28 protein-coding genes and 2 pseudogenes are annotated in these 26,723 nt (G+C 58.5%); 14 read left to right on the forward strand and 16 right to left on the reverse strand.

The window, feature by feature from the left end:
- Positions 1–308: 308 nt before the first annotated feature.
- Positions 309–1,286 carry an alpha/beta fold hydrolase gene (locus ACSSU5_RS19815; protein WP_492559571.1) on the reverse strand — a complete coding sequence of 326 codons (978 nt, stop codon included), beginning with the start codon at positions 1,284–1,286 and terminating at the stop codon, positions 309–311.
- Positions 1,287–1,447: 161 nt separating this feature from the next.
- Between ACSSU5_RS19815 and ACSSU5_RS19820 the strand changes: the two genes are divergently transcribed.
- Complete coding sequence (locus tag ACSSU5_RS19820; protein WP_492559572.1) at positions 1,448–2,167, forward strand: helix-turn-helix transcriptional regulator; 720 nt, start codon at positions 1,448–1,450, stop codon at positions 2,165–2,167.
- A gap of 326 nt (positions 2,168–2,493) precedes the next feature.
- Here the strand turns inward: ACSSU5_RS19820 and ACSSU5_RS19825 are convergent, their stop codons facing one another.
- Entirely contained in the window at positions 2,494–2,700 is a 207-nt protein-coding gene (locus ACSSU5_RS19825; protein ID WP_492559573.1) for a hypothetical protein, read from the reverse strand.
- A 590-nt stretch (positions 2,701–3,290) separates the two neighbouring features.
- On the opposite strand from ACSSU5_RS19825, the pseudogene ACSSU5_RS19830 reads away from it, so the two are divergent.
- Together ACSSU5_RS19830 and ACSSU5_RS19835 are read left to right on the forward strand one after the other, a co-directional pair.
- Positions 3,291–3,650: pseudogene (locus tag ACSSU5_RS19830) on the forward strand (hypothetical protein); the annotation flags it as partial.
- Positions 3,651–3,848, forward strand: a pseudogene (locus tag ACSSU5_RS19835) (helix-turn-helix domain-containing protein); the annotation flags it as partial.
- Here ACSSU5_RS19835 and ACSSU5_RS19840 read toward each other — a convergent pair.
- Entirely contained in the window at positions 3,845–4,282 is a 438-nt protein-coding gene (locus ACSSU5_RS19840; RefSeq protein ID WP_492559574.1) for a GNAT family N-acetyltransferase, read from the reverse strand. The pseudogene ACSSU5_RS19835 and the gene ACSSU5_RS19840 overlap by 4 nt on opposite strands.
- A gap of 916 nt (positions 4,283–5,198) precedes the next feature.
- Here ACSSU5_RS19840 and ACSSU5_RS19845 point away from each other — a divergent pair.
- Both ACSSU5_RS19845 and ACSSU5_RS19850 read left to right on the forward strand, forming a co-directional pair.
- Positions 5,199–5,405, forward strand: a complete 207-nt coding sequence (locus ACSSU5_RS19845; protein WP_492559575.1) for a hypothetical protein — start codon at positions 5,199–5,201, stop codon at positions 5,403–5,405.
- A 292-nt stretch (positions 5,406–5,697) separates the two neighbouring features.
- Positions 5,698–6,258, forward strand: coding sequence for an AAA family ATPase (locus ACSSU5_RS19850; RefSeq protein ID WP_492559576.1), 561 nt, complete (start codon positions 5,698–5,700; stop codon positions 6,256–6,258).
- A gap of 143 nt (positions 6,259–6,401) precedes the next feature.
- Here ACSSU5_RS19850 and ACSSU5_RS19855 read toward each other — a convergent pair whose 3' ends face one another.
- The 7 genes from ACSSU5_RS19855 to ACSSU5_RS19885 form a co-directional block, all read right to left on the reverse strand.
- The gene (locus ACSSU5_RS19855) at positions 6,402–8,030 is read right to left on the reverse strand and encodes an AMP-binding protein (protein ID WP_492559577.1); all 1,629 of its coding nucleotides are present in this window, start codon (positions 8,028–8,030) and stop codon (positions 6,402–6,404) included.
- 11 nt (positions 8,031–8,041) lie between these two features.
- Positions 8,042–8,791 carry an enoyl-CoA hydratase/isomerase family protein gene (locus ACSSU5_RS19860; protein WP_492559578.1) on the reverse strand — a complete coding sequence of 250 codons (750 nt, stop codon included), beginning with the start codon at positions 8,789–8,791 and terminating at the stop codon, positions 8,042–8,044.
- Positions 8,792–8,793: 2 nt separating this feature from the next.
- A complete protein-coding gene (locus tag ACSSU5_RS19865) occupies positions 8,794–10,035 on the reverse strand; it encodes a CaiB/BaiF CoA transferase family protein (RefSeq protein WP_492559579.1) in 1,242 nt (413 codons plus the stop codon).
- Entirely contained in the window at positions 10,032–10,775 is a 744-nt protein-coding gene (locus tag ACSSU5_RS19870) for an enoyl-CoA hydratase/isomerase family protein (RefSeq protein ID WP_492559580.1), read from the reverse strand. Before ACSSU5_RS19870 ends, ACSSU5_RS19865 begins: the two co-directional genes overlap by 4 nt.
- 13 nt (positions 10,776–10,788) lie before the next feature.
- Positions 10,789–11,754 (reverse strand): NAD(P)H-dependent flavin oxidoreductase, encoded by a 966-nt coding sequence (locus tag ACSSU5_RS19875; RefSeq protein ID WP_492559581.1) that lies wholly within the window; start codon positions 11,752–11,754, stop codon positions 10,789–10,791.
- Positions 11,755–11,757: 3 nt separating this feature from the next.
- Entirely contained in the window at positions 11,758–12,291 is a 534-nt protein-coding gene (locus ACSSU5_RS19880; protein ID WP_492559582.1) for a MarR family winged helix-turn-helix transcriptional regulator, read from the reverse strand.
- A gap of 62 nt (positions 12,292–12,353) precedes the next feature.
- Complete coding sequence (locus ACSSU5_RS19885; RefSeq protein ID WP_492559583.1) at positions 12,354–13,733, reverse strand: aspartate aminotransferase family protein; 1,380 nt, start codon at positions 13,731–13,733, stop codon at positions 12,354–12,356.
- Positions 13,734–13,984: 251 nt separating this feature from the next.
- On the opposite strand from ACSSU5_RS19885, the gene ACSSU5_RS19890 reads away from it, so the two are divergent.
- The 4 genes from ACSSU5_RS19890 to ACSSU5_RS19905 are packed head-to-tail and all read left to right on the forward strand — an operon-like array spanning position 13,985 to position 17,940.
- A complete protein-coding gene (locus ACSSU5_RS19890) occupies positions 13,985–15,037 on the forward strand; it encodes an ABC transporter substrate-binding protein (RefSeq protein WP_492559584.1) in 1,053 nt (350 codons plus the stop codon).
- A gap of 25 nt (positions 15,038–15,062) precedes the next feature.
- Positions 15,063–16,133 (forward strand): ABC transporter ATP-binding protein, encoded by a 1,071-nt coding sequence (locus tag ACSSU5_RS19895; RefSeq protein ID WP_492559585.1) that lies wholly within the window; start codon positions 15,063–15,065, stop codon positions 16,131–16,133.
- 44 nt (positions 16,134–16,177) lie between these two features.
- Positions 16,178–17,098 carry an ABC transporter permease gene (locus ACSSU5_RS19900; RefSeq protein WP_492559586.1) on the forward strand — a complete coding sequence of 307 codons (921 nt, stop codon included), beginning with the start codon at positions 16,178–16,180 and terminating at the stop codon, positions 17,096–17,098.
- Complete coding sequence (locus ACSSU5_RS19905; RefSeq protein ID WP_492559587.1) at positions 17,098–17,940, forward strand: ABC transporter permease; 843 nt, start codon at positions 17,098–17,100, stop codon at positions 17,938–17,940. The genes ACSSU5_RS19900 and ACSSU5_RS19905 overlap by 1 nt, the downstream gene beginning before the upstream one ends.
- A 133-nt stretch (positions 17,941–18,073) precedes the next feature.
- Here the strand turns inward: ACSSU5_RS19905 and ACSSU5_RS19910 are convergent, their stop codons facing one another.
- Positions 18,074–18,886: a cupin domain-containing protein gene (locus ACSSU5_RS19910; RefSeq protein ID WP_492559588.1), complete on the reverse strand. Its 813-nt coding sequence runs from the start codon at positions 18,884–18,886 to the stop codon at positions 18,074–18,076.
- A 33-nt stretch (positions 18,887–18,919) separates the two neighbouring features.
- Positions 18,920–19,843: a hydroxymethylglutaryl-CoA lyase gene (locus tag ACSSU5_RS19915; RefSeq protein WP_492559589.1), complete on the reverse strand. Its 924-nt coding sequence runs from the start codon at positions 19,841–19,843 to the stop codon at positions 18,920–18,922.
- A gap of 154 nt (positions 19,844–19,997) precedes the next feature.
- Here ACSSU5_RS19915 and ACSSU5_RS19920 point away from each other — a divergent pair, with 154 nt between their 5' ends.
- Complete coding sequence (locus tag ACSSU5_RS19920; protein WP_492559590.1) at positions 19,998–21,431, forward strand: NAD-dependent succinate-semialdehyde dehydrogenase; 1,434 nt, start codon at positions 19,998–20,000, stop codon at positions 21,429–21,431.
- 296 nt (positions 21,432–21,727) lie between these two features.
- On the opposite strand, the gene ACSSU5_RS19925 is transcribed toward ACSSU5_RS19920, so the two are convergent.
- The 4 genes from ACSSU5_RS19925 to ACSSU5_RS19940 form a co-directional block, all read right to left on the reverse strand.
- On the reverse strand, positions 21,728–22,231 hold the full coding sequence (locus ACSSU5_RS19925) for a tyrosine-type recombinase/integrase (RefSeq protein ID WP_492559591.1): 504 nt from the start codon (positions 22,229–22,231) through the stop codon (positions 21,728–21,730).
- A complete protein-coding gene (locus ACSSU5_RS19930; protein WP_492559592.1) occupies positions 22,174–22,386 on the reverse strand; it encodes an Arm DNA-binding domain-containing protein in 213 nt (70 codons plus the stop codon). Before ACSSU5_RS19930 ends, ACSSU5_RS19925 begins: the two co-directional genes overlap by 58 nt.
- Before the next feature lie 1,052 nt (positions 22,387–23,438).
- Positions 23,439–23,687, reverse strand: a complete 249-nt coding sequence (locus ACSSU5_RS19935; protein WP_492559593.1) for a DUF1654 domain-containing protein — start codon at positions 23,685–23,687, stop codon at positions 23,439–23,441.
- Positions 23,688–23,854: 167 nt separating this feature from the next.
- Positions 23,855–24,544 carry a LexA family protein gene (locus ACSSU5_RS19940; RefSeq protein WP_492561345.1) on the reverse strand — a complete coding sequence of 230 codons (690 nt, stop codon included), beginning with the start codon at positions 24,542–24,544 and terminating at the stop codon, positions 23,855–23,857.
- A 72-nt stretch (positions 24,545–24,616) separates the two neighbouring features.
- Here ACSSU5_RS19940 and ACSSU5_RS19945 point away from each other — a divergent pair, with 72 nt between their 5' ends.
- The 4 genes from ACSSU5_RS19945 to ACSSU5_RS19960 are packed head-to-tail and all read left to right on the forward strand — an operon-like array spanning position 24,617 to position 26,723.
- On the forward strand, positions 24,617–24,823 hold the full coding sequence (locus ACSSU5_RS19945) for a YdaS family helix-turn-helix protein (RefSeq protein WP_492559594.1): 207 nt from the start codon (positions 24,617–24,619) through the stop codon (positions 24,821–24,823).
- Positions 24,824–24,836: 13 nt separating this feature from the next.
- Positions 24,837–25,709: a phage replication initiator YdaU family protein gene (locus tag ACSSU5_RS19950; RefSeq protein WP_492559595.1), complete on the forward strand. Its 873-nt coding sequence runs from the start codon at positions 24,837–24,839 to the stop codon at positions 25,707–25,709.
- Positions 25,699–26,493, forward strand: coding sequence for an ATP-binding protein (locus ACSSU5_RS19955; RefSeq protein WP_492559596.1), 795 nt, complete (start codon positions 25,699–25,701; stop codon positions 26,491–26,493). Before ACSSU5_RS19950 ends, ACSSU5_RS19955 begins: the two co-directional genes overlap by 11 nt.
- Positions 26,494–26,495: 2 nt before the next feature.
- Positions 26,496–26,723: a hypothetical protein gene (locus ACSSU5_RS19960; protein WP_492559597.1), complete on the forward strand. Its 228-nt coding sequence runs from the start codon at positions 26,496–26,498 to the stop codon at positions 26,721–26,723.

Genomic DNA, 26,723 nt, shown 5'->3' on the forward strand with positions numbered 1-26,723 from the left:
TGGCCACTGCACATTCTCGACTCTGGTGCGAGGAGATGAGGCAGAGGGCTGCTTGTGGGACGGTCCGCTTCCGACCCAAAGCGGACGGTCGCAACAGGCTGCTTTCGGCCAAAAGCCACCGGTCGTGTCAGGCAGCTTCCGACCCGTTTCCGTCATTCAGGACTGGCTAATTGGCAAAAGCCTGACATTCGGACCCGTCTATGAAATCAGAGGCGATTCACTTCGAGGCGACGGAGTGACGAAAAAGGTCGGCTCTTCCATCGTTTTTCCTTCAGCGTTCGTTGCGCCCTCCAGTCATGACAGAGGGCTCAAATGAGTTGTTGCTCTTTTGAGGGGTAGCTTGCAGACGTCTGCTTTAACCAATCCAGAATTATCTTAGTTGTATCTTTTGGCTTCTCTTCCTGAATCCAGTGGCCTGTGTCCAGACTGACAACCTCAACGTTTGGCACAAAGTCACTCAGATTGGGGGGCTTTGGTATCGTATCGCGGTCCCCGTAGATCATTAGGGCGGGGTGAGGAACAATCGGGTCTACGTCCGCCAAGAGATGCCAGTTGCGGTCCAGATTTCGATACCAGTTGATACTGCTTGTGAAGCCAGAGACCTCGAACGCGGCGTCGAGGACAGACAGCTCGGCATCTGTCATGAGCGGCTCTCCGGTATCAGCCTCAGCTTCAGCCTCAGCCAAGTTGATCATTGCCATTCCTAGGGCGGGTGCTTGTGTTTGTTCGTTCTTGCAATACAGATTTCGAAGGAACTGTTGCCTGTTTCGATCCAGGATCGCATCCGCCACTCCGGGGTGCCGGTTGAAATGCACCATGTAGTTATCAGGTCCCATGAAGCTTTCGATCAACTCCACCCACGGGATGTCACCCCGTTCCTGATAGGGAAGTGCGAGCGCGATGAGCTTGCTCACCCGGTTTGGATGCAGTAGCGCCGTACCCCAGACAACATTGGCGCCCCAATCATGGCCGACAAAGACGGCATCGTCGTATCCGAAGTGATCAAGCAGCGCGACAAGGTCGCCAGTCAAATGCGCGAGGTCATATGCGGTAACGTCAGTCGGCCGTGAAGAATTGCCATACCCACGCTGGTTCGGCACGATGACGTGATAGCCAGCGGTCACAAGCGCTGGCAATTGATACCGCCAGCAAAAGGCATGCGCCGGCCAGCCGTGACAAAGCACGATCGGGTTTCCAAAATTTTCTTTTCCGGCTTCAAAAACCTCCAATTCAACACCGTTTACCGATATCAAAGTGGGCTGGGGAAAGCCGTTGGAATTAAACATTTATCTTCCTTTTGGGTTTGGATGGGCGATCAGGCAGCGGTGCAGCACTGAATGCCGGTAGGTCCGAGGGTTCGAGCCAGGCATCCACCTGGCGTCGACACTCGTAAACTACGAGGTAAAGGTGTCAAAATCTGACACCTTTGATTATTGATCCAAAGAAAATGAATGTTCGCCTTCGACAAGAAGCCATCATACGCAGTCTCCGTCGCAACGGATCATCAACCATTGCCGAGCTCGCAGGACAGGTAGGGGCTTCCCGCAGTACGCTGCTACGTGACATTAATGCGTTGCGAGAACAGGGTTTTGTCATTCGCTCTGAACCAGGTCGCGGCGGCGGGCTGCAGCTTGACCCTCGTTCAGTTCAGACCGCGCCACGTCTTTCAGTGATCGAGGTTTTTGCGCTTTTGATCAGCGTGGCATCTATGCGCGCGGCGGGAAATCTACCATTTTCAAGCATTGCAGATACCGGGCTTGCAAAGATTGAAAAGGCACTGCCGTCAGACAAAATGCGGGATTTACGGCATTTTCTGGACTGCCTGTATATTGGAGAACTTGCCCCGCAGGTGGACAGATCCAATATCGGAACAATGGACCCTTCCTTGCTTCCGGAGTTCGAGGCAGCGTTTCTTCAGCGCCTGCATCTGCGGTTCAATTACCGCGATGCGAAAGGTGAAAGCAGCACACGTGTGGTTGAGCCGCAAGCGATGTTGATTCTGCCGCCACTCTGGTATCTGGTGGCCTGGGATCCTGCACGTGAGGATTTCCGGCATTTCCGCATGGACCGGATTAGAAAACCGCACTGTATCGAAGGAACGACGTTTCGAAAACGAAACGTCGTTTTCGATGATGGCGTCCGGCCTCTGGATAATTCACAGCGCTAGTGTTTCTGAATATGAGGCAACATCTATCCGCTATATCCGCACCCACTAAAGCAGCGGACGTTAGCCGCAGTGCCGGAAATCAGCAATTTGGACTCTTCGGTTTCAATCGCCGCGCACTGTTCGAACGGCAGCAAGGCCATTAACGTAAGGTTTGGGGAGGTTTTGATGCTACATAAGTGGTACAGGGAAATGGAGCGTGTGCTGTAACCCTTTGTTTTAAAGAAGTTGGTAGTTAGTGTGTCCAATCCATCATTGGGCGCTGTCCCGCTTCAAGTTTTAGCTCGGCTCGTTCGACGAGACACACTAGTCGGTCACCAGCGGCTAATTTAGGACCGTAAGCGCTCTATCCCAATCGAGATCGCCTCAGCATGAGTGTCCAGTGCCGTCAGGGCCACCATGACGTTTTCATGGGTGTGAGTCGAACCACGTTGACTTACCCAGAGCGACAGCTCTTCCAAGGCTGCTCTGATGGCAGTTTGATTCAACAGCAGCAGTTCCATTGTGTCTGCTGTGATCGCGGCTTTCTCGTCCATTGCTGGCTCCTAGCGTCGTAGATTTTTAGGGAAGTAATAAGGCAGTTTGTGGGGTGCCTGAGATCCGAGTAAACCACTTGCTACGGTGAGGATAACTGCGCTTACTGACTCACGGTAGATTGATGGGTATGTCGAGCGGGCTCCCATCCCTACGTTGGCTGAGGCAGACCAATCCCCGTCATGGGGCCAGCCTCCAGTGAGCGGGGCAACACGCCGAAATCAGTTCCGCAATGGCGAAATGCGCCAGCGGAAAATACGGCCTCCAGCGAGAGCTTTGGTGAAGGCGTGCGGAAATTTTATTAAGATAAGTAATTGTTTTATAAAAGAAAATTCGTGGACTTGAAAACCGTCGATGGGCAACTATCCTAGAGTTCGAATCTCTACGCTTCCGCCACTATTTATCACTAAAGCCCTGATTTTTCGGGGCTTTTTTGTGTCTGGTCGGTTTCAGCCCATATCCTAGCCCATACTTTGGGCGCTGGCTTTCAGTGAGCGTCCCTGGATTATTCTGCCCAACGGTCTCAGATCTCTGAAGAGCACGAGCGTTTCTTCTCCCGAGAAAATGAGCCCACAAGCACCAGGGCTATCGCGGATTAATCGTCTTCCGAGTAGACCTGGGTGTAGTGCATCCTGATGCTCCAGGCCGATTCCTTGCTGGTGTGGAATGTGATGGTGCTACCTATCACCTCAGCGCAACGGCACGGGATCGCGACAAGCTCCGAGAACTCGTGCTGAGAGGGCTAGGGTGGGAGATTGTCAGAATCTGGTCGATCGACTGGAGGGTGGATGCGGTTGGGACAGCGGAGAAAGTGCATCACCGTCTGAGCGAACTGCTTGCTGAGTCTCGTGCTAAACAAGCAGCCATCGATGCAGCGCAAGAGGCTGAGCGCTTGAAGGTCGATGGTGCGATGGCTGACGTTATCAGTAACACAATGCGGATGGTCATGTAAAAAGACGAACAGTTCTATGCGGATGTTCTAAATATCACGCCGTTCTGTCCGTCACAGTTAACCAACGTGTTTTTCAATGGCACCCCGAAGGATCTGATTGATCGGCAGGTGACTCTGGAGATCAAGGCGCTCCTTGCATGCAGCAACCTAGCCATTGGCCAGATAGCTGATAAGCTCAACTTTGCCGACGCCTCCTACAAATTAATTATGGCTAGCATGTCTTCGTCGTCTGCATCCATACCAATCTCAACAAACCCAAAGCTAGAATAGAATCTTTTTGCCACTGGGTTTTTGGGGCTGTAGCAAATTTCAATTTCTTTTAGATTTGCGGTTTTCTTTATTTCTTCCAGTGCAAGATTTAAGGATTTTCTACCAATGGATTTCTGTTGATGATTTTTATCAACCATGAATCTCCAGATGGAAATTTTACTTGCTGATTCTTGAACCCACATAAAAAAACCGACGGGTTCTCCATTTGCGCAAATAGCCCGAGCTGAATATTCGCGATTGTATGCGGCCTCGACGAGTGACCAGGTATTACTGGCCACATAATCCTCTTGCTCCTCTGTGACTTCGAGTTCGCAAACTGCTTCATAGTTGTGTTTTGTGATTTTGGTTAGTGTTACTATCATTGGCAGTTCCTGAGTTGCTGGTATTGTATTTATGTTCTGCTGGGGAGGAGGTTTTATTGATTTCTCATCATCTTTTGGTTTTTTGTGGTGCGATGGAGACCTACTAAATCTCCAACGGAGATTATTTAATGTTAAGTGGATTTCGCTATCAAGTAATTGTTTGTAAAAGTTTGTCTGCGCGGGGGCTGTCGGCCTGGTGTGAGTCCGCAAGACGTACATCGTTTAGGGCTTATTGCATCATGCGGAGAGGCCAGCCTTGTTGCATGAACAAGTCGACAGCACTCGGCGGAAGCGCCTTCCTAGTGTTTACGGTACCTGACGATCCGAGCGATAGGATTTTGAAATGAATAATACCGACCGAGCAATCTTGCCCAGGAGGTGCTCCAGAACGGCCTGGACGACTGTGATCTGGGGGATGACTTCTAGCGGCAGATGCTGCACGGCTGAATGCCTGTTGGAAAGAGAGGTGAAATAGCTAGAAGTATACTGGCTTGGCGCAACGGAAGTCATCCCCATCACTTCCTTGCAGCCGCCGAGTGGCTCATGCAGCGCATGACATTTTGGTCCAGCAGTTGCTCCAAGGGCACCATCACCACGCAGAAATGGCGGAAGTGCTGCATTCAACTCCACAGTGTACTAAGTATGGGGCATGGTTGATTTTATGGAGCTTTCCCTTGAAGGTCATGCACTGAAGACACAGTGTGTCGGATTGTCGAGGTTGTCAAAAGTACCGAAAATGCTCCATATTTTACGTTTGTTAAGGGACCTTTTCTCTGTACTCGTCTTCTTTTCATCAGCGCTAAATTTATTTAACAATGACAGGCTAACGCCTCTGTCCTTGCCGCAGTGAATTTGAAGCGTGAAAGAGTGGCCCATTTTGTTTGCAAGGCACACGTTGGGTAGGTGAGAAGAGCAAATGATGAAGTCTCTTGAGCCGATATCGATACTGGGGAAACCTTTCATAGCTACCGATCTGTACCCTAATAGCAACCTGAGTTTGGTGATCAATCCGCATCTGGACGCGGATGAAAAAAATCACGATCCTCCACACTTAGGTGAGGCACACACGGCCATCGCATTACGGCTGGCCGTTGCGCAATTGCTGAACGCCATAGGCATATGAGATGCAGCTGGCTCGGCAGCCGCGGTGCGGCTGGGATTGCAGCAAATCGGGATCTTGTGCACGGTGCTGCCAATCTTTTCTATCTACTTGCCGCCGCGCGTGAAGTATGGAAGGCCGAAACCGATGCGGACTGATTATCCGAACTCGAGTGCCGCGCCAATGAGGAGGACCTTTATGCCACACTGGATGACCTCAATGACTGGGCCGTATTTGGAGCTCTGGATCAAGATGGCCACCAAGTCAGGATAGCAAGTACCGGCCGATACCGCCGTCTGTTGGAGTGAAGATTGATATGCACTATTTCGTTGTTATTTCTGGCTGTTCGGGAGGGGGGAAATCCACGCTGCTTGCGGAACTCCACCGGCAAGGCCATGCCATTGTCGAAGAGCCTGGGCGGCGCATCGTGCAGGGAGAAGCCCAAACCGGCGGCCAAGCCTTACCGTGGATCGACATGGCGGCCTTTCTGTGTAGAGCCCTCGCAACAGCACTGGACGACCATAAAAACGCTAGGGCCGACAAGGGGAAATGGGTGTTCTTCGATCGAGGTCTGGTTGATGCCTCAGCGGCGCTCCAGGAACTGACGGGAGAGCCGCTCCTGGCAAGCCTTGGGCAGTTGCATCGCTATCACCGTCGCGTGTTTCTCGCCCCGCCGTGGCCGGAAATTTATGGGCAAGACGCGGAGCGCCGCCATGACATGCATGCAGCGCTTGCCGAGTACGAGAGATTGCAGAAGGCCTATCCTGAGCTTGGGTACGAGGTGTTTTTGTTGCCCAAGGCCAGCGTGCAGGAACGCGTGGATTTCGTTCTGAATACTTTGGCGGGAAAGTCGCCCTGTGCAGCCGCCAGGGTGTAATGGGGTAAAGAACTTCAACCTGCCGCAGTTCGACAATCGGACCGCTCGGCTTGCAACCCAAGCATAGTTACAGCTTTAAGTTCTGAATGAGCCCTGCAAGTGGGGGTCAGTTCACCGGCTTGCAGGGTGGTTAGGATGAAGTCTCAGCCGAGGCCGAACTGCTTCAATGCATGTTCACGCAGACGGTTCTTCTGCACTTTGTTGGAGCCAGTCATGCCGATGCTTTCGAAGTCCTCCACGATTGCCAAGAAGCGCGGTACCTTGAAGTTGGCGCAGCGTTCCTTGCAGAAGCCGATCAGGTCATCGACGCCAGCATGTTCACCTTGGCGAAGCGTGACGTATGCCGCAGGAACCTCACCGAGCCGGGCGTCTGGTACACCGATGACCTGCGCCAACTCCACTGCCGGGTGCTTGAGCAAAACTTGCTCTACTTCCAGTGGTGAGACGTTTTCGCCGCCTACGCGGAACATGTCCTTGACACGACCGACGAAGCGCAGATGTCCATCTTCCGAGAGAACGCCGATGTCGCCGGTATACAGCCAGCCGTCACGCAGGGCGGACGCCGTCTGCTCAGGCAGCTTGTAGTAACCCTTCATCAGGCTCCAACCGCTGGCGCAGATTTCTCCCGGCTGGCCAGCCGGCAGCGCTTGCCCGGTGGCAGGGTCGCGGATTTCTACACATAGCCCGGCATGTGGTTTCATCGAGCCGTCTAGGCGGTACTCCAAAGGCTCGCGGTAATCGGAGATAACGATATTAGGTGATGCTTCGGAGAGGCCGTACGCATTGCAGATCTGCGCCGCGCCCATTTTCTCCACCACATCCGCGAGAATCTGCGGGCTCGCAGCGGCCCAGCCACCACGCAGGTAAAGTGTGGTGCTGGCGAAGGTTGGGTCAGCGAGCATCATCAGAAACATGGTGTCGTTGCCGGAGGTGAGGGTGCAGCGCTCGCGGCTCATGATTGCCAGGGCCTGAGCCGGGTCGAAGGTGGCGGCGGTGACCAAGGTCGCGCCATTCACCAGAGCCACCAGCAGCGACATGGTGCTGCCGGCGACATGGTAGAACGGACGCGGGCTGAAGTAGCGGTCGTCGGCCTGCACACCCATGCGTTCGGCCACCGATTTAGCGACGCCCAGCATCGAGGCGTGGCTAAGCATCACGCCTTTGGGGAAAGCAGTCGTACCGGAGGTGAACTGAATGAGCAGAGTATCGTCGGCTGCGACCTCAGCACGGGCGGCGTCCAGCTCGGCCATGGCAATTCCGTTGCCCTGATCGAAGAAGCCTTCCGCGGCGAGTGCCCCAGCAGGCACCTGTTCGCCGAACACCACGACGTGGCGCAACATGGGAAGGGCAGTGCCAGGTAGCGCCTGGTCGAGGGCAGGCTCCAACTCGCGGAGCATGGCCATGAAGTCGATTTTGCCGAGGAAGCGATCAACGCAGAACATCGCGCGCACGTCCTCATGGTTCAGGCCGTAAGCCAGCTCTTCGGTCCGAAAGCGCGTGTTGAAGGGTACGCACACCAAGCCGATGGACGCTGCCGCGTACCAGATCACCGCCCACTGGACGGAGTTGCCCATCAGTACGCCGATGTGATCACCGCGTTGCAGGCCGAGTGCGAGCATGGATCGGGCAGTGACTTCCACCTGCGACTGCAGCTCGCGATAGCTGATGCGGCCATCGTCGGCCACCAGCGCATCGTGTTCCGGATAGCGGCTGGCGATGTCGCTGAGGACGGACCAAAGTGGGCCGGGGAGCGGGGAAACGTATGCAGTCATTTGATCTGTCCTCAGGAAAACGAGCTCATGCCGGCACGCCAGGTGCCCTGGGCAAGGTTTTCTTCGATCGCCAGGATTTCGTGAGCCAAGGCGCCAAAGCGGCTGTCATCCACTCCACGATCGATGGTCCGCTTGGCACTGCGCATGGCTGCGGCTGGGGCTTCGGCGATGCCGGCGGCCAACTCCTGCACGAACGCCTCGAACGCTTCCACCGGCCTGACCTGGTTGACCAGGCCGATGGCCAGCGCCTCTTGAGCAGGGACTTCACGCCCGGTGAACATCAGCTCTTTGGCGATGCGACGACCGACGATGCGTGGCAGGCGCTGTGTGGCACCCACCGTGCCCCACCGTGCTTCCGGGTAGCGGAAGCTTGCAGTCTCGCTGGCCACGATGAAGTCGCACGCGCTGGCGATTTCGCAGCCCGACCCCACCACAGGGCCTTCGACGACGGCCACTACCGGCATCGGCAGTTCCTCGATGGCGGCATACACCGCGAATGCCTTGATGCGCCGAGCGCGGATCTGGTCTTCACTCATTTCCTTGCGCTCTTTCAGATCGGCGCCGGCGCAGAACACTGGACCGTTGGCGCGGATGAGCAGCACATGGACATCGTCGCGGGCGCGGACTTCGCGGATCGCAGTGTGCAGGTCCTGGCACAACTGTGTGTTCAAGGCATTGCGCGCCTGGGGGCGGTTCAGGGTGAGGGTTGCAACATGGTTTTCGAGAGACAGCGTCACGCTGTCCAGCTGCAGGGCGTGCATCGTCAAATCGCTCCTTCGGTACGCAGGGCCTGAATACGCTGGCTGTCATAGCCCAGCTCAGACAGGACCTCCTCGGTGTGTTCGCCCAGGAGGGGCGGGCGGCCAGGTGCAGGGCTATCGAGCCCGTCGAATTGGAACGGCAGGCGGATCGCCGGGAAGCGACCTCCTTCCGGGTGGTCGAATGCACCAAACACGCCGCGGGCATTCAAGTGTGGGTCGTCCACTACCTCGTCCAGGTGCTTGAGCGGCCCAGCGGGCACGCCAGCGGCGTCGCAGGCTGCACAGAGTTCGTCGCGAGTCAGGCGCTGAGTGGCGTCGCTGAGCGCAGTCATGACTTCGTCGCGGTGCATCACCCGGCCACTGTTGGCCTGCAGGCGCGGGTCATGTGCCAGCGCGTCGAGGCCAAGCAACTGACATAGCGGTTTCCAATGCTGGTCGGCGCCGGTGATGTGCACGTAGCCGCCATCTGCGCAACGGAAACTCGCAGAAGGCACCCGCCCTGGATGCTCGGTGCCGAGGCGCTCCGGCACTTCATCGAGAGCGAAATAGCGTGCTGCGGCGAGGGCCAAGAGGCTGATTTGTCCATCGAGCATGGAGAAGTCGAGGTACGAACCTTCACCCTCGCGCGAGCGGCCGTGCAGCATCGAAACGACGCCCAAGGCAATCCACAAACCAGAACTCATGTCCGAGACCGGGATGCCGGGCTTGACTGGGCCACCGTCTTTTTCGCCGGTCAGGCTCATGATGCCGCTCATCGCCTGGAAAACGGTGTCATAGCCTTTTTTCTTCGCGTACGGGCCGGTCTGGCCGAAGCCAGTACAGGACACATAGATCAGCCGCGAGTTGATGGCCTTCAGGCTCGGCCAATCGAGGCCGTAGCGCTTGAGCGTACCGACCGGGAAATTCTCCAGCACTACATCTGCGCTGCTGACCAGTTCGCGCACCACTTGTTGGCCTTCAGCACTGCGAAGGTTGACCGTGATTGACTCTTTGCTGCGGTTGAAGGCGTAAAAGTAGGCGCTGCGCTCATGGCCGAGGGCCGCTGCCAGGTCATCCTCGTCCATGTGGTCGCGGGCCAGCTGATCCTGGCCGACGAAGGGCTCGTAGCCGCGAGTTTCGTCGCCACTGTTGGGCTGCTCCACCTTGATTACGCGGGCCCCCAGTTCGGCCAGGATCATGCCGGCGAACGGGCAGGCCAGAACCCGCGCCAGCTCGATCACGGTAATGCCGGCGAGCGGTTTCATACGTGCTGCTCCTGGCGGAATGCACGCATGCGCGCGTTCAGTTGACGGCCCAATTGCAGACCTTCGCTGAACGGCAGCTCTGCCACCTGGTGGAAGATACGCTTGGTCGCACTCATGGCGATGACTGGATGGGCTGCCAGGGCCGCTGCCAATGCGCGCGCTTCGTCGAGCAGCGCGTCATCGGCGACGACGCGGTTTGCAAGACCAAGTTGCACGGCTTCGGCCGCCGCCACGGTGCGCCCGGTTGCTACCAGCTCGAATGCTGCTTTGCGTCCGACATGTTCCACCAGCCCGGCCATGACGATGGCAGCGACGATACCGTGCTTGACTTCTGGGTAGCCAAAACGGGCCGACTCACCCGCCAGGGTCAGGTCACAGGAAATCGCCAGGCCACTGCCACCGCCCATGGCATAGCCATTGACGGCCGCGATGACTGGCTTGCCCATCTGCTTGACCAGGCCCTGCAATTCAGTGGTCAACGCGGCACGACGGTCTACCAGCGCCTGATTGTCGGGTGTAAGTACGGCGAATTCGCGTGTGTCGGCACCGGCACAAAAGCCGCGGCCGGCTCCAGTGACGATGACCGCGCGTACGCTGTCGTCGGCATCGGCGGCTTTCAGTGCTGCTACCAAGCCTTCAGTGAGGGCGAAGTTCAGGGCATTGAGTTTGTCGGGACGGTTCAGGGTGATGGTCTGGACGCCGTCAGCGGTGTGAGTTAGTACGACGGAAGCTTCGGTCATGGCACGGGTCCCCTCAGGATTGCATGGCGCGCAGGCGGCTCAGCGCGTGTTCAAGTTCTTCTATCAGCGACTGCATGATGGCGCTGGCCGGTAGCTGCTCGTGGATCAGGCCTGCGCACTGCCCGGCCTCCACCTTGCCGTTCCCTACATCGCCGTCCAATGACGCCTGCTTGAGGCTGGCCGAGGCCAGCAGTGCTTCGTATGCAGCTGGATCGCGTTCGTGCAGGTGCTCGCGTTCGGCTGCGGCGACCCGCTCGGTGAAGGCATTGCGCAGGCTGCGCACAGGCAGCTTGCCGCGTCCCACCAGCACGGTGTCGTCGATGCGCGCTTCCAGCACTCTCTGTTTGTAGGCCGGGTGCAGGTTGGCCTCTTCGCTGAGCATGAAGCGCGTACCCAGTTGCACCGCATCGGCGCCGAGGGCCAGCAGTGCGGCGATGCCATGACCATCGGCGACCCCACCACCCGCTACCACTGGGATGGAAACTTCCTGAAGCACCCGGCGCACATTGACCAGCGTGCTGACCTCGTTCGCCGGCGGATGGCCGCCAGCCTCGGTGCCGACTACCACCAGGCCATCCACGCCGCAGGCGCTGGCTTTGATTGCATGTTCGACGAAGGCGACCACATGCAACCAGGTCGCGCCATAGTCCTTGAAGCGTGCCAGGTGTTGTTTGGGCGATCCCTGGCTGGCGATGATCACGGGTACGCGCTCGGCCACCAGCAAGTCGAGAATTTCATCGGCGCCCTTGCGGTAAAGCGGCATGTTCACTGCAAATGGTTTGTCGGTGAGCTCCCTGATTTTGTGGAGGGTTTGGCGCAAGTCAGCCAGGCGCATTGGGCCGGCGGCGATCACGCCCAGCCCTCCGGCATTGGAAACTGCAGCTGGCAATGCTGCGCAACTCGATGCCCAGCTCATGCCAGCCTGGACAATTGGATAAGAGATACCCAGCAAACGGGTCAGACGGGTATCGATTGGCATTGGTCAATCCTCAATGTCTTCATCTTCAAGCTGGTCGTATGGAATGTGCTTCTTCAGCTCGCTGAAGTAGCTCAGGCTGTTGGCGTAAACCCGCTTCATCAGTGCCTTGAGTTGCTCGCGCTCCTGGTCCGACAGGCCGTCGAGCATGGCTTCGTTACGGGCTTGCGAGTCTTCGAGGATGCTTCGCACCAGTTCCTTGCCAGAGGGGCTCAGGCACAGCAATGCGCTGCGCCCGTCTTCCGGATTGGGCTGGCGTTCGATCAGCTCACGTTTGCTCAGGTTGGTCACCAGCCGGCTCATCTGACTCTTGAGTACCCCGGCGTGTTTGGCTACCCGGACAAGAGGGGCCTCACCGAGGTAATCGAGAATCGCAAGAGTCCGCCATTCGAGCACGGTGATGGAAAAGTGCTGGGGAATCACCAGCGCTGCGATGCGGCTGGAAAGCCCCGCCAGGCGTTGCAGTTGCACGGAAAACAGATCGCGCATGTCGGTGGACTGGTCGAGATCGGTTTTCGCAGCAGTAACGTGTTTTTTCATGGGGTCACCTGTGAGGGGAAGCTGTCATCAGTGCCTCATTGTTCTGGAGGGGCCGGCCAGGCTCAACGATTGAATCGCGATTGAGCGAGCAATTTGTCCAAAGTGGCGTCCAGGCCCTTGCTGAAAGCTTCCAGCACCAGATCAACTTCGGCCTCGGTAATGATCAATGGCGGCGCGAATACTACCGAGTCGTTCAGAGAACGTGCGGTGACGCCGTTGGCTTCGGTCTGCTGCGATACTGCCAGGCCAACCTTCCATTCCCGCGGGAACGCGGTCTTGTTGGCCTTGTCGGCTACCAACTCCACACCCCACATCAGGCCCTCGCCACGTACTTCACCTACCAGCGGGTGATCAGCCAGCTTGCGCAGCCCGGCGCCCAAGCGTGCCCCAACGTGCTGCGCATGTTCAGGCAGTCGCCGCTCCAGGTAGATGTTCAGGCATTCGAGCGCCACCGCTGCCGGTACCGGGTGCCCGCCATAGGTGTAGCCGTGGCCGAACACCCCGATTTTCTCGCTTTGGCTGCGCATGGCCTGGTAGATGCCCTCGGAAATCATCAGCGCCGAGATCGGCAGGTACGAAGCCGAGAGTGCCTTGGCGCAGGTGAGCATGTCCGGTTTCAGGCCGTAGGTTTGCGAGCCCCACCAGTTCCCCGTGCGGCCGAAACCACAGATCACTTCGTCGGCGACCAGCAGGATGCTGTGGCGTTTGAGCACCTTTTGAATCTTCTCGAAGTAGCCCGCAGGTGGCGTGATGACCCCACCGGTGCCCATCAGAGGCTCGGCAAAGAAGGCTGCGATGGTTTCTGCGCCTTCGCGCAGGATCATGGCTTCCAGTTCCTCTGCCAGTCGGGTGGAAAACGCTTCTTCGCTCTCGCCTGGCAAGCCTTCGCGATAGTAGTGCGGGCAGGTCACGTGGAGGAAGCCTGGCAGCGGCAGGCCGAAGTCCTGGTGCAGGTGCGGCAAGCCGGTAAGGCTGGCGCTGGCCACGGTGGTGCCATGGTAAGCGCGGTTACGGCTGATGATCTTGCGTCTTTGCGGTTGGCCAACTGCACTCCAGTAGTACCAGGCCAATTTGATCGCAGTGTCGTTGGCTTCGGAACCGGAGCAGGCGAACAGGACCTTGGACATCGGTACCGGGGCCAGTTGGATCAGACGCTCTGCCAACTGGATCGCAGGCTCGGTGGAGCGGTGCGCAAAGTTCTGGTGGTAAGGCAGCTCTTGCATCTGGCGCAGGGCGGCCTTGGTCAGGCGCTCTTCGCTGTAGCCTAGCGCTGCGCTCCACATGCCGGACATGGCATCGAGGTAGCGCTTGCCCTTGTCGTCCCAGGTGTAGATGCCTTCACCGCGCACCATCACGGTCGGCCCGACCTGCTCATGCACGGAGAGGTTGGTCTGGCTATGAATATGGAAAGCGATATCAGCTGCGTGTAACGAATTTGACATGGCACTGGCTCCAGTTCGGATCTGCTTTCGGGTTGCTTTCAGGGAGACCCTGGCTATCTAACATGGTTGACAATGTGAATCATGTGGTTCATGTTGTCAACCATCTCGGTGGTCGTTGGTATCTCGGGATGGCAGGTGAAAGCGGGCATCCAAGACCCACGCTCTGTCTAGTCAGGTTGTAGCTTTGAGATTTACCGCTGCCTAAGAACAAAGCCCGCGCCGCTGACGGCGTTAAAAATAGGAGCCGGAAAATGATCGACAACTTCCCCTCAACCAAGGCCTTGCGGCTGCTCCTGAGCTTGGCGATCGCCGGCTTGGCTGCGCCGGGGATGGCCGCAGATACGCCGACCGTGACCGTCGCAGGTTATGGTGGCAACCTTCAGGACGCCCTGATCCAGACGCTCTGGAAACCTGCCGCCGAGCAGGCGGGGGTATCCCTGCGTACCGAGTCCCACGATGGCCAACCCTCTGTCCGGCTGCAGGTGCAGTCGGGAAAACCCGCCTGGGATGCCATTCACATAGGCGCCAATGACTGTGCAGCGCTCTCCGAACAGGGGCTGTTCGAGCCGTTGGATTATTCGGTGATCAACGCCGATGGCATTCCCAGCGTGGCGCGCGGCAAGGACTGGGTAGCTACCAACAGCTATTCGGTGGTGATGGGCTGGCGTACCGACAAGTTCAAGGAAGGCCCGAAGAACTGGCAGGAGTTCTGGGACACCAAGAAATTCCCCGGCCGTCGCGCGCTGTCGGTGGCGCCGGATGAAATGCTCGAAGTGGCGCTGCTCGCCGATGGTGTGCCTCGCGACAAGCTCTACCCGTTGGACATCGAGCGCGGCCTGGCGTCCCTGGAGAAGATCAAGCCCAGTGTCGCCGTCTGGTGGACTTCCGGTGCCCAGTCTTCGCAATTGATCAAGGACGGTGAAGTGGACCTGATCGCCATCTGGAGCAGCCGGGTCGATTCGGTGCTGAAAGACAAGGCGCCGGTCGCCTATACCTATGAAGACGGGCTGTTGGGCTACGGCTGCATGGCCATTCTCAAGGGCGCGAAAAACGTGGCGGCGGCGCAGAAGCTCATTGCCAGTACTGTTTCCGCCGATATCCAGGCGCGTATTCCCACCATGATGGGGTATTACGGCCCGACCAATGACCAAGCCTTCGTAAAGGGCAATTTCCCGGCGCAGGTGCTCGAACAGTCGAACATGTCACCGGGCAATCGGGCCAAGCAAACGATGATGGACCCGAGCTGGTGGGGCAAGCATCTTCCTGAGGTTCAGGAAGATTACAAAGAGCTGATCGCAAAATAGTACTGGATCGTCGGAGGTCGGAATCATGCAAGGCAATATCGCGATTCGTGATGTCTACAAAGGCTACGGGTCATTCACCGCTATCGATCATGTATCCCTCGATGTAAAGGCGGGTGAGTTTCTCACCCTGCTAGGTCCTTCGGGGTCCGGGAAGACTACGCTGCTGAACGTGCTTGCCGGGTTCATCCGGCCTGACTCGGGCAGCATCAAGGTCGATGGCGTGGAGTTTCTTACCCGCCCACCGCACAAGCGCGACGTAGGCATGGTGTTCCAGAACTATGCCCTGTTCCCGCACATGAGCGTGGCCGACAATGTCGCCTACCCGTTGCGCCTGCGCAAAGTGACCGGCGCCGAATGCGCCCGGCGGGTGAAGGCGGCACTTGAGATGGTGCAGATGGATCATCTTGGCGAGCGCGGGATCCATCAGTTGTCCGGTGGGCAACGCCAACGCGTGGCGCTGGCCAGGGCCATGGTCTTCGAACCAAAGATCCTGCTGATGGACGAACCGCTTTCGGCGTTGGACAAGAACCTGCGCGAACACATGCAGTTGGAGCTCAAGCGGCTGCACGCGCGCCTAGGCATGACTACCATCTATGTCACCCACGATCAGAAAGAAGCCCTGACCCTGTCGCACCGTATTGCGGTCTTGAACAAGGGGCGGTTGGTCCAACTCGACACGCCTGACGCTCTCTACGAGCGACCCAGCGACCGCTTCGTCGCCGGATTCATTGGCGAAAGCTGTTTCCTCGAAGTGGAAGAGGGCGACGGTGCCGTCCTGCTGCAGGGCCGCGGGTTGAAACTGCCCAAGGACACAGCGGTACGCCATCCGCGCAAACGCTGGCTGATGGTTCGCCCGGAACGACTGCAATGGCAGGCAGGCATCGATGGCACCGCCATGAACCGTATCCAGGGCACCGCGCGGGATGTGGTCTATCAGGGGGACAGCTACCACGTCGGCCTTGTGCTTCCAGACGGCACGGAGCTCGTTGCCCGTCACCAGAAAGGCTTCCGCGACGTGCCGGTACCCGTACCAGGCACAACGGTAGAACTGTGGCTGCATGCCGAAGACACGTTGTTGGTGGCGGAGTCGGCATGACTTCGAAAGACGACCTCCCTCATGCGCTTCAACGAGGTTCGAACATGAAAATGACAAGTACCGTGCGCATGCCCGTGGGCACCGACGGGGCTTCTGGTCCGGCGATGGAGACTCTCCTGGCCAGGGCTGAGTGCAAGGAACGCTGGAGCTTGCTGTCGCTGACGCTACCGGGTTTCCTGCTGGTCTTCGCGGTGCTGGCGGTGCCGCTGGCCTGGTTGTTCTGGATGTCGGCGTTCGATAACTCCGGCGCCCTGACGGCGGCCAACTACGAGCGGCTGCTGCGGCCGGTGTACATGAGCAGCTTCAGCATTACCTTCCAGGTGGCGTTCTGCGTCACTGCGGTCTGCGTTCTGCTGGGCTACCCCTTGGCGTACCTGCTGTCGCAGTTGCCCGAGCGGGCCAGCCAGATCTGCATGGCCTTTGTGTTGCTGCCATTCTGGACCTCCATCCTCGTGCGTACCTATGCCTGGTTGGTGCTGCTGCAGCGTCAAGGCATCATCAACACCTGGCTGTTGGACATCGGTGTGATTCACGAACCGTTGGCACTCGTGCACAACTTCTTCGGCACGGTGGTGGGCATGGTCCACGTGATGCTGCCGTTCCTGGTCCTGCCGCTCTACGACAAGATGAAGAACATCGACCCGCTGTTGCTATCGGCCGCTGCAAACTGCGGGGCCACACCGTCCCAGGCTTGGCGGCAAGTGTTCCTGCCACTGTCGCTGCCAGGGTTGGCCTCGGGCATCACACTGGTATTCGTACTCTGCCTTGGTTTCTATCTGACCCCGGCTTTACTCGGCGGTGGCCGGGTGGCGATGTGGTCGATGAAGATCAGCGACACCATCGCCCTGTACGGTAACTGGGGTGCGGCCAGTGCGCTGGGTGTTGCCTTGCTGGTGGTGACGGTACTGATCCTGTTGACGTTGAGACGGCTCTTCGGCCTCAACGACCCGCGGAGGAACGGCTGATGCTGAAGCTCAATCAGGCGGTGACGCCGACCCAGATCACGCACCTGCATCGCCTCTGGCTGTATGGCCTGGCTGCATTGATCCTGCTGTTCCTGATCGTGCCGTGCCTGATCGTGATTCCCATGTCGTTCTCGGCTTCGCAGTACCTTGAGTTCCCGCCTCGGGAATGGAGCTTGCGCTGGTACGAAGCCTACCTCACCTCGCCTGAATGGATGCTGGCGACCTGGGTGTCGTTCAAGGTGGCGGTCATCTCCACGTTGATCGCCACGGTGCTGGGTACCATGGCGGCCTATGGCCTGTCGCAGGCGCGCGGCGGGATGGCAAAACTAGCCAACGGCTTGATGATGCTGCCGATGTTGGTGCCGATCATTTTGGTCGCCGTTGGCGTGTTCTTCGTCTACTCCCGAACAGGCCTGAACAACACGGTGATCGGGTTGGTACTGGCTCACAGCGTGCTCGCCATTCCATTCGTGCTGATCGCCGTGGGTAATGGCTTGCAGGGCTTCGACATGAACCAGGAAATGGCTGCCCGCAGCCTGGGTGCCTCGCGAGCTTGGGCATTCCTTACGGTGACACTGCCGCAGATTCGCCTGTCGATCATCTCGGGGGCGTTATTCGCCTTCATCGCCTCCTTCGATGAGGTGGTCATCGCGCTGTTCATCGTCGGCGGCGACAGCTCGACCTTGACTCGCCGGATGTTCGCCAACATTCGCGACCAGATCGACCCGACGGTCGCTGCGGTCTCGACACTGATGATCCTGCTGTCGATCTTGCTGCTGGTGTTGATGCAGTACATCAAAGGCATGGAGAAGCGCCGCCAGCGAGTGTCGTCAGTGGGCTAAGCGCCTTCGCAAAAGCAAACCCCGGAAAGCAATTTCCGGGGTTTTTTTATGTGTAGCAAGGAAAAGGTAGAAGAAAAAACCGCCACACCGCGGTCGTGGCACGGCATGGCGGGGTACTGCTCGGGCGAGTGGATTACTCGAAATAGAGGGTCTTGGCAGGGTCGTAGGCGGGGGCGTCGAAGCTGATGAACAAGGCTGGCTGATTGCCTTCGACGTAGTACTTGTGTGCGACGTTGCGCGGGATAGACACGTAGTCGCCCGGCTTGAGCACGCGGTCCTCGCTGGGCGTGGCGATGCGGGCGCTACCTTTGAGCAGGATCAGCGAGTGGTCTGCGTCAGGATGGCTGTGATTCTTGAGCGCCGAGCGCATTTCTACCAGATTGACGCGCTTGTCTGCGGTCTTCGCCAAGGTCCAGCCCCGGTCGCTGGGATCATCCCAGCTTGTCGTGCTGGCCATCACGGTTTGCTGCAACTTGATCACCGGCACTGTTGCCTGTGCAGGGCCCTTCAGGTCAGCCTGCTGACTGGCAGCCATGTCGATCAGCGGCACGTCGAAGCCCAGCAGCAACGCTTGCCCGCCATTGGCGGGCGCCATCTGATAACCCAAGCCTCCCGGAATGGCGACATAATCACCGGCCCCCAGGGTTTTCTGCTGGCCAGCGAAGCTGAAGGTCACGTTCCCTTCCAGGACGATCAAGGTGCGTTCGCCATCGGCGTGGGACAGTGCCTGAGAGGCACCGTCAAGCTGCACGAGGCTTGTGCGCGACAGTGCGGTCAAATGCATGTCGTGGATCTGCTGGCCCTGCAGTGCCTGCGTGGGCGCGCTGCCCAGCAGTTCGCTGCGATGGACCAGCAACAGGCGCTCATTGGCCTGAGCCTGGGTGATGCCTGCGAGTAATCCGAACATGAGTGCTAGCGGTGTGGCTTTTGCGAAGTTACCGATCATGCTGCTTCCTCTGTTGTGGTTGTTGTGAGGCGATCAGCTCAGCAGCGGATTGAGCCCACTGCGCAGCACACGGCTGTGCAGCTCGCGGCCCAGTGCCGTTTCGCATTCGGCGGCGACGGCGAGCAGGCCTTCGAGGTCGATGCCGGTGCGCACGCCCATGGACTCCAGCAGGTTGACCCAGTCCTCGGTGCTGACGTTGCCGGTGTGACCACCGCCGTACTTGACCTTGGCCGGGTGCCCGCCGACGCCACCCAAGGCACAGTCGTAGTAGCGCACGCCGGCTTCCAGCGCGGCCACGTAGTTCACGAGGCCGGTTGCGCGGGTGTCGTGGAAGTGCGCGATGGGGGTGATTTCGGGGAACTCGGCGATCACTTTGCCGAACAGGCTGCGTACGCTCTGCGGCGTGGCAACGCCAGTGGTGTCGCCCAAGGTGACGAAACTCACGCCACGCTCCACGAATGCGGCCACATCACGCAGCACGCTGGCTTCGTCCACTCGCCCTTCGAAGGGGCAGCCGAATGCCACGGAGATGGTGCCGATCAAACGGAAGCGGCCCTGCGCAGCCCGGGCCATCTGCTCGATGTTGCTCCACTGCTCCTCGCGGCTGCGCTTGAGGTTGCGCTGGGAGTGGAAGTCCGAGGCCGAGACCAGCAGGCTGATCTCGTTGGCGCCTCGTCCGGCATCGAGGTCGGCGAGTGCACGTTCCACCGCGCGGACGTTGGCGCAGGTGGCTTTGTAAAACACATTGTCCTCACGTTGCAGCTCCGCCAGCAGCTCACTGGCATCGGCGAACTGCGGAACCACCGCCGGGTTGGAGTAGGACGTGGCTTCGACCCGGCTAAAACCAATTCGAGCGAACTGCTCGATCAGCTTGCGCTTGGTCGCCGTTGGCAGGAAGTCGGGTTCGTGTTGCAGCCCGTCACGGGCAAAGCACTCGCACAGAATCACGTCTTTCATCGAAGGCATTCCAGGTTGCGGGATAAAATGGTTGACAGTGTGAACAAAATCTACTGATATATGGTTCACTTTGTCAACCTTATTCGCCGCCAAAACCTAAGCCTGCTGGGCTAACCTGGTGGCGCCACCGATTTCACAGCAGGAGAAAAGAGCGATGTATACCGAGCTGAAGTTCTACATAGACGGCGAGTGGACACTGGGCGAGACCGAGCGCACCGGTGCCGTGCTGAACCCTGCCACCGGCGAGGAAATCGGGCGCCTGCCACTGGCCTCTCGCGCTGATCTGGACGCCGCACTGGCCGCTGCAGCCCGGGGCTTCGAGTCCTGGTCGGTTACTTCGGCCTACGACCGTTCGGCGATTCTGCGCCGCGCCGCTGCGCTGGTGCGCGAGCGCCACGAACACATGGCCCGCTGCATGACCCTCGACCAGGGCAAGCCGCTGAGCGAATCCACCCTCGAATCCAAGAGCGCTGCGGACCATATCGAGTGGTATGCCGAAGAAGGGCGCCGCGCTTACGGCCGCATCGTGCCATCGCGTAACCCGGCGGTGCGTCAGTTGGTGGTGCGTGAGCCGGTCGGCCCCGTCGCAGCATTCACGCCGTGGAACTTCCCGATCAACCAGGCCGTGCGCAAGATCGCCGGCGCCTTGGCGGCCGGTTGCAGCATCATCATCAAGGCCCCGGAAGAAGCACCGGGTTCGGTGATCGAACTGGTGCGCTGCTTCCACGATGCGGGCGTGCCCAAAGGCGTGCTGAACTTGGTGTTCGGTGTTCCAGCAGAGGTGTCCGATTACCTCATCCGCTCGCCAATCATCCGCAAGGTGTCGTTCACCGGTTCCACAGCCGTGGGGCGTCTACTGGGCGCGCTGGCGGCCGAACACCTGAAGCTGACTACCATGGAGCTGGGCGGGCATGCGCCATTCATCGTCTGCGCCGACGCCGATCTGGATGCCGCCGCAGCCCTGGCTTGTGGTCTGAAGTTTAGGAACGCGGGCCAGGTGTGCGCATCACCATCACGTTTCTACGTGCACGACGCCGTGTTCGAGGCGTTTTCTAAGCGCTTCGCAGACCTGGCCAGTCAACTCAAGGTCGGCGACGGCTTCGACCCGTCGAGCCAGATGGGCCCGCTGGCCAACGCCCGACGCGTGGCTGCTGTCGAGGAGTTGGTTGCCGATGCTGCCGACCAGGGTGCGACCTTGCTGACCGGCGGTAAGCGAATTGGCGAAAAGGGCAACTTCTTCGCGCCGACCGTGCTGGCGAACACGCCGGCCAAGGCCCGTTTGCTCAGTGAGGAGCCATTCGGCCCGGTAGCGCCGTTGCTGCGCTTCGATGACCTGGACACGGTGATCCGTCAGGCCAACAGCCTTGAATATGGCCTGGCCGCCTTCGCATTCACCGCGTCGCTGAAAACCGCCACTGAACTGGGCAATCGCCTGCAAAGCGGCATGGTATCGATCAACCACTTCGGTTTAGCGCTTCCAGAAACCCCGTTTGGCGGGATCAAGGCCAGCGGCCATGGCAGTGAAGGTGGTAGCGAAGGCCTGGATGCCTACCTCACCACCAAGTTCATCAGCCAGATCGGCTGCTGAGTTTTACCCCGTCCATTCATGGCGGTGGATGCCTCGCGAGCGAGCACGCTCCTTCAGGGCCGGCTGGGTCTGACGGCCAGCACATACCCTGTATGAGCGGGTTTACCCGCGCTGCAGACGCCGCGGTGCATGGCCAGGGCTGGGGCTTGGTTTGCGGATGATCCCGCTCCTATAGCGACGGCGGTGTGTGGCGGCTTGCGCACATCTTGTAGGAGCGGGTTTGCCCGCGAAGTAGAGACCTCGGTTTATGGCCGGGGCGGCTAAATAGCTGACCGCCCCTCGATTGGATTTTGGCCTCATCTAACAAAATAGAGAGCGTGATCATGTGTCCCAGGAAATAGCAGCCTGTTTTGTGTATCGGGCGACAAATGGTAGAGAATTGCAATCACCGCTTTCGAAAGTGGAATGCGATGGGGGCGGCTCGCCTTCATCCGGGCTGCGGGAATTGTCCAAATCTCTGCCTTCAGGTCTATCTCACCCCAAGTTGCACCTAAAACCTCGCTTGTTCTCATTGCGCACAGCACCGTAAGCTGGACCGCCAGAGAGCTGAGATCTTCTGACTTCCTGAGCTCCGCCATAAATTCCGGCACTTGCTGCCATGGAAGAGCAGCGTGATTCCCTCGATCAGAGACCTTCCTTTTGGGGAGGAGTTTATCCAGGTGTCCCCGCCATCTGGCAGGATTCTCCCCGCTACGTAATTGGTGTGCTTTTGCTGCGTCCAGTACCAGCTCAATCCGATTTCTTACGCGGCTCGCGGTTTCTGGTTTGGTACCCCATATAGGTGTGAGAATTGTGAGCACATCCGCTTTCCATTGATCCGGTATCGATAAATCCAACTACCTGCGCCAGAGGGCAGAACCTTCAAGAAAAGGCCTTGCCCGTCGTTGTGCATGGCCCCTTCTCCTGATCGCAAGAGCCTCTCGACAGATTTCACTGTGAGTAGATTCGACTTCATTACTTCCTCCCTTCAGCCCATCCTCCAGCCCATCCTTTGAGAGATGGACTGGGTTGGTTGGCTGTAGCGCTCGGTGGAGGAGTGCTCCTTGAAGATATGCACCAGGTGGTCGGCAGCTTTCTCCTGGTCCTCCCCTCAGTAGTTCTCTTCGAACAGGGCGCCGCGTCATACCCTCCAAACGCAGTGTTTCGGCTGGGCCTCGGCCGCCTGAATCTAGGGGGAGCAAGCTTATTTGGAATATCGGCAGCCACCAGCCTCACCTGGTCGGCGTTATCACTGAATAGGGGTGATAAGCTTCGCCGCTTACCAAAAATGGAGAGTGGTAATGCGGTTGCGGGATAGGCACAGAGCGTTCCAGGTGTGGTTCACACCGAAGCGCAGGCGCTGGGCTGGCGTAGCGCTGATCATCCTCGCCCTGATTGGGATGGTCTCGAACCCGGTAAGTAAGTGGTCTTGGGTGCTCGCTATAGGTGTTCTTTGGCTGATCGCCACTTGGCTCCCTAAAAGGCGCTGAAAGTGTTGAGGCGCTGGCGGGCAGCGCCGGAGGGTCAGGCTGCGAAGCGATTCTTCCTCTCGCGCTCATCAGCCCTGAGCTTGACCAGCGCGGCTTTGCAGCGGGTCTTGGCGAGCGCTGCCGTGGGCGCCCATTCGCCCTCAACGGGTGGGGCAGTCCGTTGTGGGTTGCCGGTCTGTGTTCCGGCTGGGCTTACTACTTCATGAGCTATTTCCTCCGTTTGTGTTTGATCCGCGCCATGCTCATCGCCGGGTTTTCCCACCTCTGTCTGCTGCAGCTACTGGCTACGCATCAGGTGGCTCGCATGGTTTGGCGTCCTCCCATGGGGGAGTCCGTCAGCTATCGAGAGGCGGCGTGGTCGACGACTCAGCTTGTCCCTGGGTGCGTCGAGGTGGTCACGTCTGATTGTGTAAAGAGCGGTGTTTGCTATGGCGTAATATAACTTGTGTTATTTGTGAGATAACAACGCAGGCCTCCTGGAGGCAATAACTCAAGTTATAAATCAGGCCGAAAAAGCCCGCGTTATGCGGGCAGGTGCTCATCCTTCGGTGAATTCTCGCCATCCGATGCGGATCGAGCCTGATTCCAGTAGGTCGATCTTGATGCCGGATGTCTCTTCCAGGTCGGTGATGAGCCGATCCCAGTCTTCAGGGGAGTCTCCAGGTATTGGCTTTACCTCGACATACTGCCTTTTCTGCACGTGCGGGGAGGAGATGGCCTGTTGAATCCTGTGGCCAAGCCTCTCGTAGGAGAGGACCGGAGAATATGAGAAGGCGAGGGGAAGCATTGCAGGTAACTCCTTTTACTGTATGTGCATACAGTTATCTTTAATTGAGCTGCTTTGCAATCTCTTCCAGCATGTAAAGATTGTTTACGGGTCAACACTTCAAGCAGATTATTTTATCAATGCACAAAAAAACCGGCGTCAAAGCCGGTTTTTTGGATGTGGAAACGTTACAGCTTGATCATGGCTCGAACAACGACTCCCACGATCCGACAACCTTCCATGCACATTTCTGTTGGGTAGGCCGGGTTCAGCGGTTTTAGAAAGCGCCTTCCACCGTCCTCGACCAGCTTTTTGAAGGTCGCCACATTGCTGTCGGCCAGTTTGGCAATCACCAGCTTTCCTGAAGTGGCTTCAGCCTCGGTGTCTACCAGGATCAGCATCCCCTCTGTGATGCTGGTTCCGACTGGCGACGTCATCGAGTCGCCCTTCACCTCAAGCCAGAAGGCCGCTCCTTTGGAGTCGTAATCGGACATCTCGTACCGATCGGAGTAACCCGGAGGAAAAGGCTCAACGGCTTCGGCCCACGCGCCTGCTGCTACCCAACTGATCACCGGATACCTATACGACTCCGGCTCGACATTGGATGCCTGGACATTGCTCGAAGCTCGCGAGCGGCCTTCACCAGAGCCCAGCCATTCAGCCGTAACGCCGAGCGCCCTGGCGATCTCAAGCAGCTTTTTCGAGGTGGAATTTCTGCCGCTCTCCAGGTGCTGGATGGTTACCTGGCTGACGCCGGCCTTTTCAGCAAGCTGAGCCTGGCTAAGGCCCAGCGCTGTGCGGCGTTCCAGGATGCGGTCTTTGAGCATTTCGGGGGCTTTAGTCATGGCTGCAAAGATAAAACATAAGTTATTAGCCATCAAATAACATTTGTTTGCCTTTCTGATAACTTGAGTTATCATCGAGTGCGCGATCCATTGAGGCACGCAGACATGCCGAACACAGAAAGACCCATTGACGAGGTCGTGCGCTTGGCCGGTGGCCAAGCCGAACTCGCCAGGAGATGCAACACGAGTCAGCCGCGAATCTGGCAATGCGTACACCGAAACCAGAAGATTCCACACCAGCGAATCCATTCAGTAGCGGAAAACGCAGACGAAAAAAACCGCCTGGCAGGGCGGCTTTCTCTACAGCTTTAGATCGAGATGAAGCATGACAAGCATCGTCCCACTTGATAAGTCCAGGGGGTTCACCCGGATGGACAACCAGCTCATGGATGGCCTGCTGGCTATCGATCTCCCGGCCCGGGAGATGAAGATTGTGCTGTACGTGGCCAAGGCCACCATCAACTTCGGTGCGGGCGCTCAACGCATCCCGGCTACCGACATCGCGAAAGCCATCCACGCTCACCCTGACACGGTATCCAAGTCGGTTTCCAGCCTGTTGCGTCGCCGCGTGCTGTTCCGCGAGGGCGGTGCCAGGGGCGACATTGGTGTTAACGATCCGAAAGACTGGGTCTATGTCGTTGAGCCGAAACAGACCAAGACGGTTGATTCGGCTGAAGTAGTCCGATTCGGCGATGAGGCGAGACAGACCAAAAACGCCGACTTCCTTCTTTATTCTAAGAAAGAAACCCCCTATGTAACTCTTCCTTCGGAAGAGATTACATCCCCCCCCAAAGATGAGCCTGGCACGACGCCCGAAGGCAAGCCTGATCGCAAGAAGCCGTTCGGGATTCGCGACCTGATGGCCAACAACCCGCATGGCCTGCCTGAGTCGCTGCTCAAGGACTGGATGGCACTGCGCAAGGCGAAGAAGGCCGCCATCACAGAAACCGTTTGGGAATCGCTCAACGACGAACTGAAGGCGTGCTCAGATCTGGGAATCAGCGTTTCCACCGCGTTGACCGAGGCCCTGTCCGCTGGGTGGCAGGGCTTCAAGGCTTCCTGGATCGCGAAGCGTCTCGCCGAACAAGATTCCCAGCTGCCCGCCCAGGGCAAACCCAGCAGCCGTCATCACGGCTTCAACGACCGCGACTACCGCGATGGCCTGATTGAGCGGGAGGATGGCTCGTATGCGTTCTGAAAAAGAGGTTCACCTGTCCAGCATTGCCGGGCCGCAAGTAACTTCGATGGCTGTATGCGAAGAGCACGGCCCCTATGAGGCGACCACACACAAGGTACTCAGTCACACATTTCGCTCGCCATGCCCTGGCTGCAAGGCAGCGCAAATTGCCAAGACCCAGGCCGAGGACATCAAGCGTCAGCGTGTGGACTTGGCCTACAAGCTAGGGGGCTCCCTGATACCTAAGCGGTTCAAGGACAAGACCTTCGACAGCTATGCGGCAACCTGCGACGGCCAGCACAAGGTCAAAGCGCGCTGCGAGCGGTACGCTGCCGAATTCGAAGCCAACCTGGCATCGGGCCGATGCCTGATCCTGGTGGGTAACCCTGGCACAGGCAAGACGCATCTGGGGGTGTCGATAGCCCAGGCTGTCATGGCCAACTCCATGCACACGGCTGCCTACCGGACCCTCGGAGGAATTCTGCAGTCCATCCGCGCGACGTTCGATGGCGGTTCAGGCCAGACCGAGGGAAGCATCCTTGATGCGCTGGTCCGCCCGGCGCTACTGGTACTCGATGAGGTCGGTGCCAGCAAGGAGGCCCCAAGCGATTTCGAGCTGAGTCGCCTGTTTTCGATCATCAATGGGCGCTATGAGCGGATGCTGCCGACCATCGTGATTTCCAACCTCGGAGCGAAGGAACTACCCGCCGCAATGGGCGAGCGCTCCGCCGATCGGTTGCGCGAAGGTGGCGGCATCGCCTTGCCGTTCGATTGGGCATCCCATCGCGGCCGGGAGGGCATCTGACCATGCGTCAGTCCAAGGTGACGAGGGTCGCACGCGCTCGGGAAATGCCAGGTGCGAATCCCGAGCGTGCGCAATGCCAGCCCCTCCTGCTGCAAGAGCTGGCGTCCCAGCTGGGCATGAACCTGCGGGCCGCGCTGGAGAAGATTGAGCAATTGGAGAGCGCTCGGGCCACTGGGCCAGAGGCGCAGTACCAGGAAGGCAGCCGGCTGGGCGCCGGCGGCACCAACTAA

It is taken from the genome of Pseudomonas sp. E1MeOHC2, assembly GCF_058745025.1.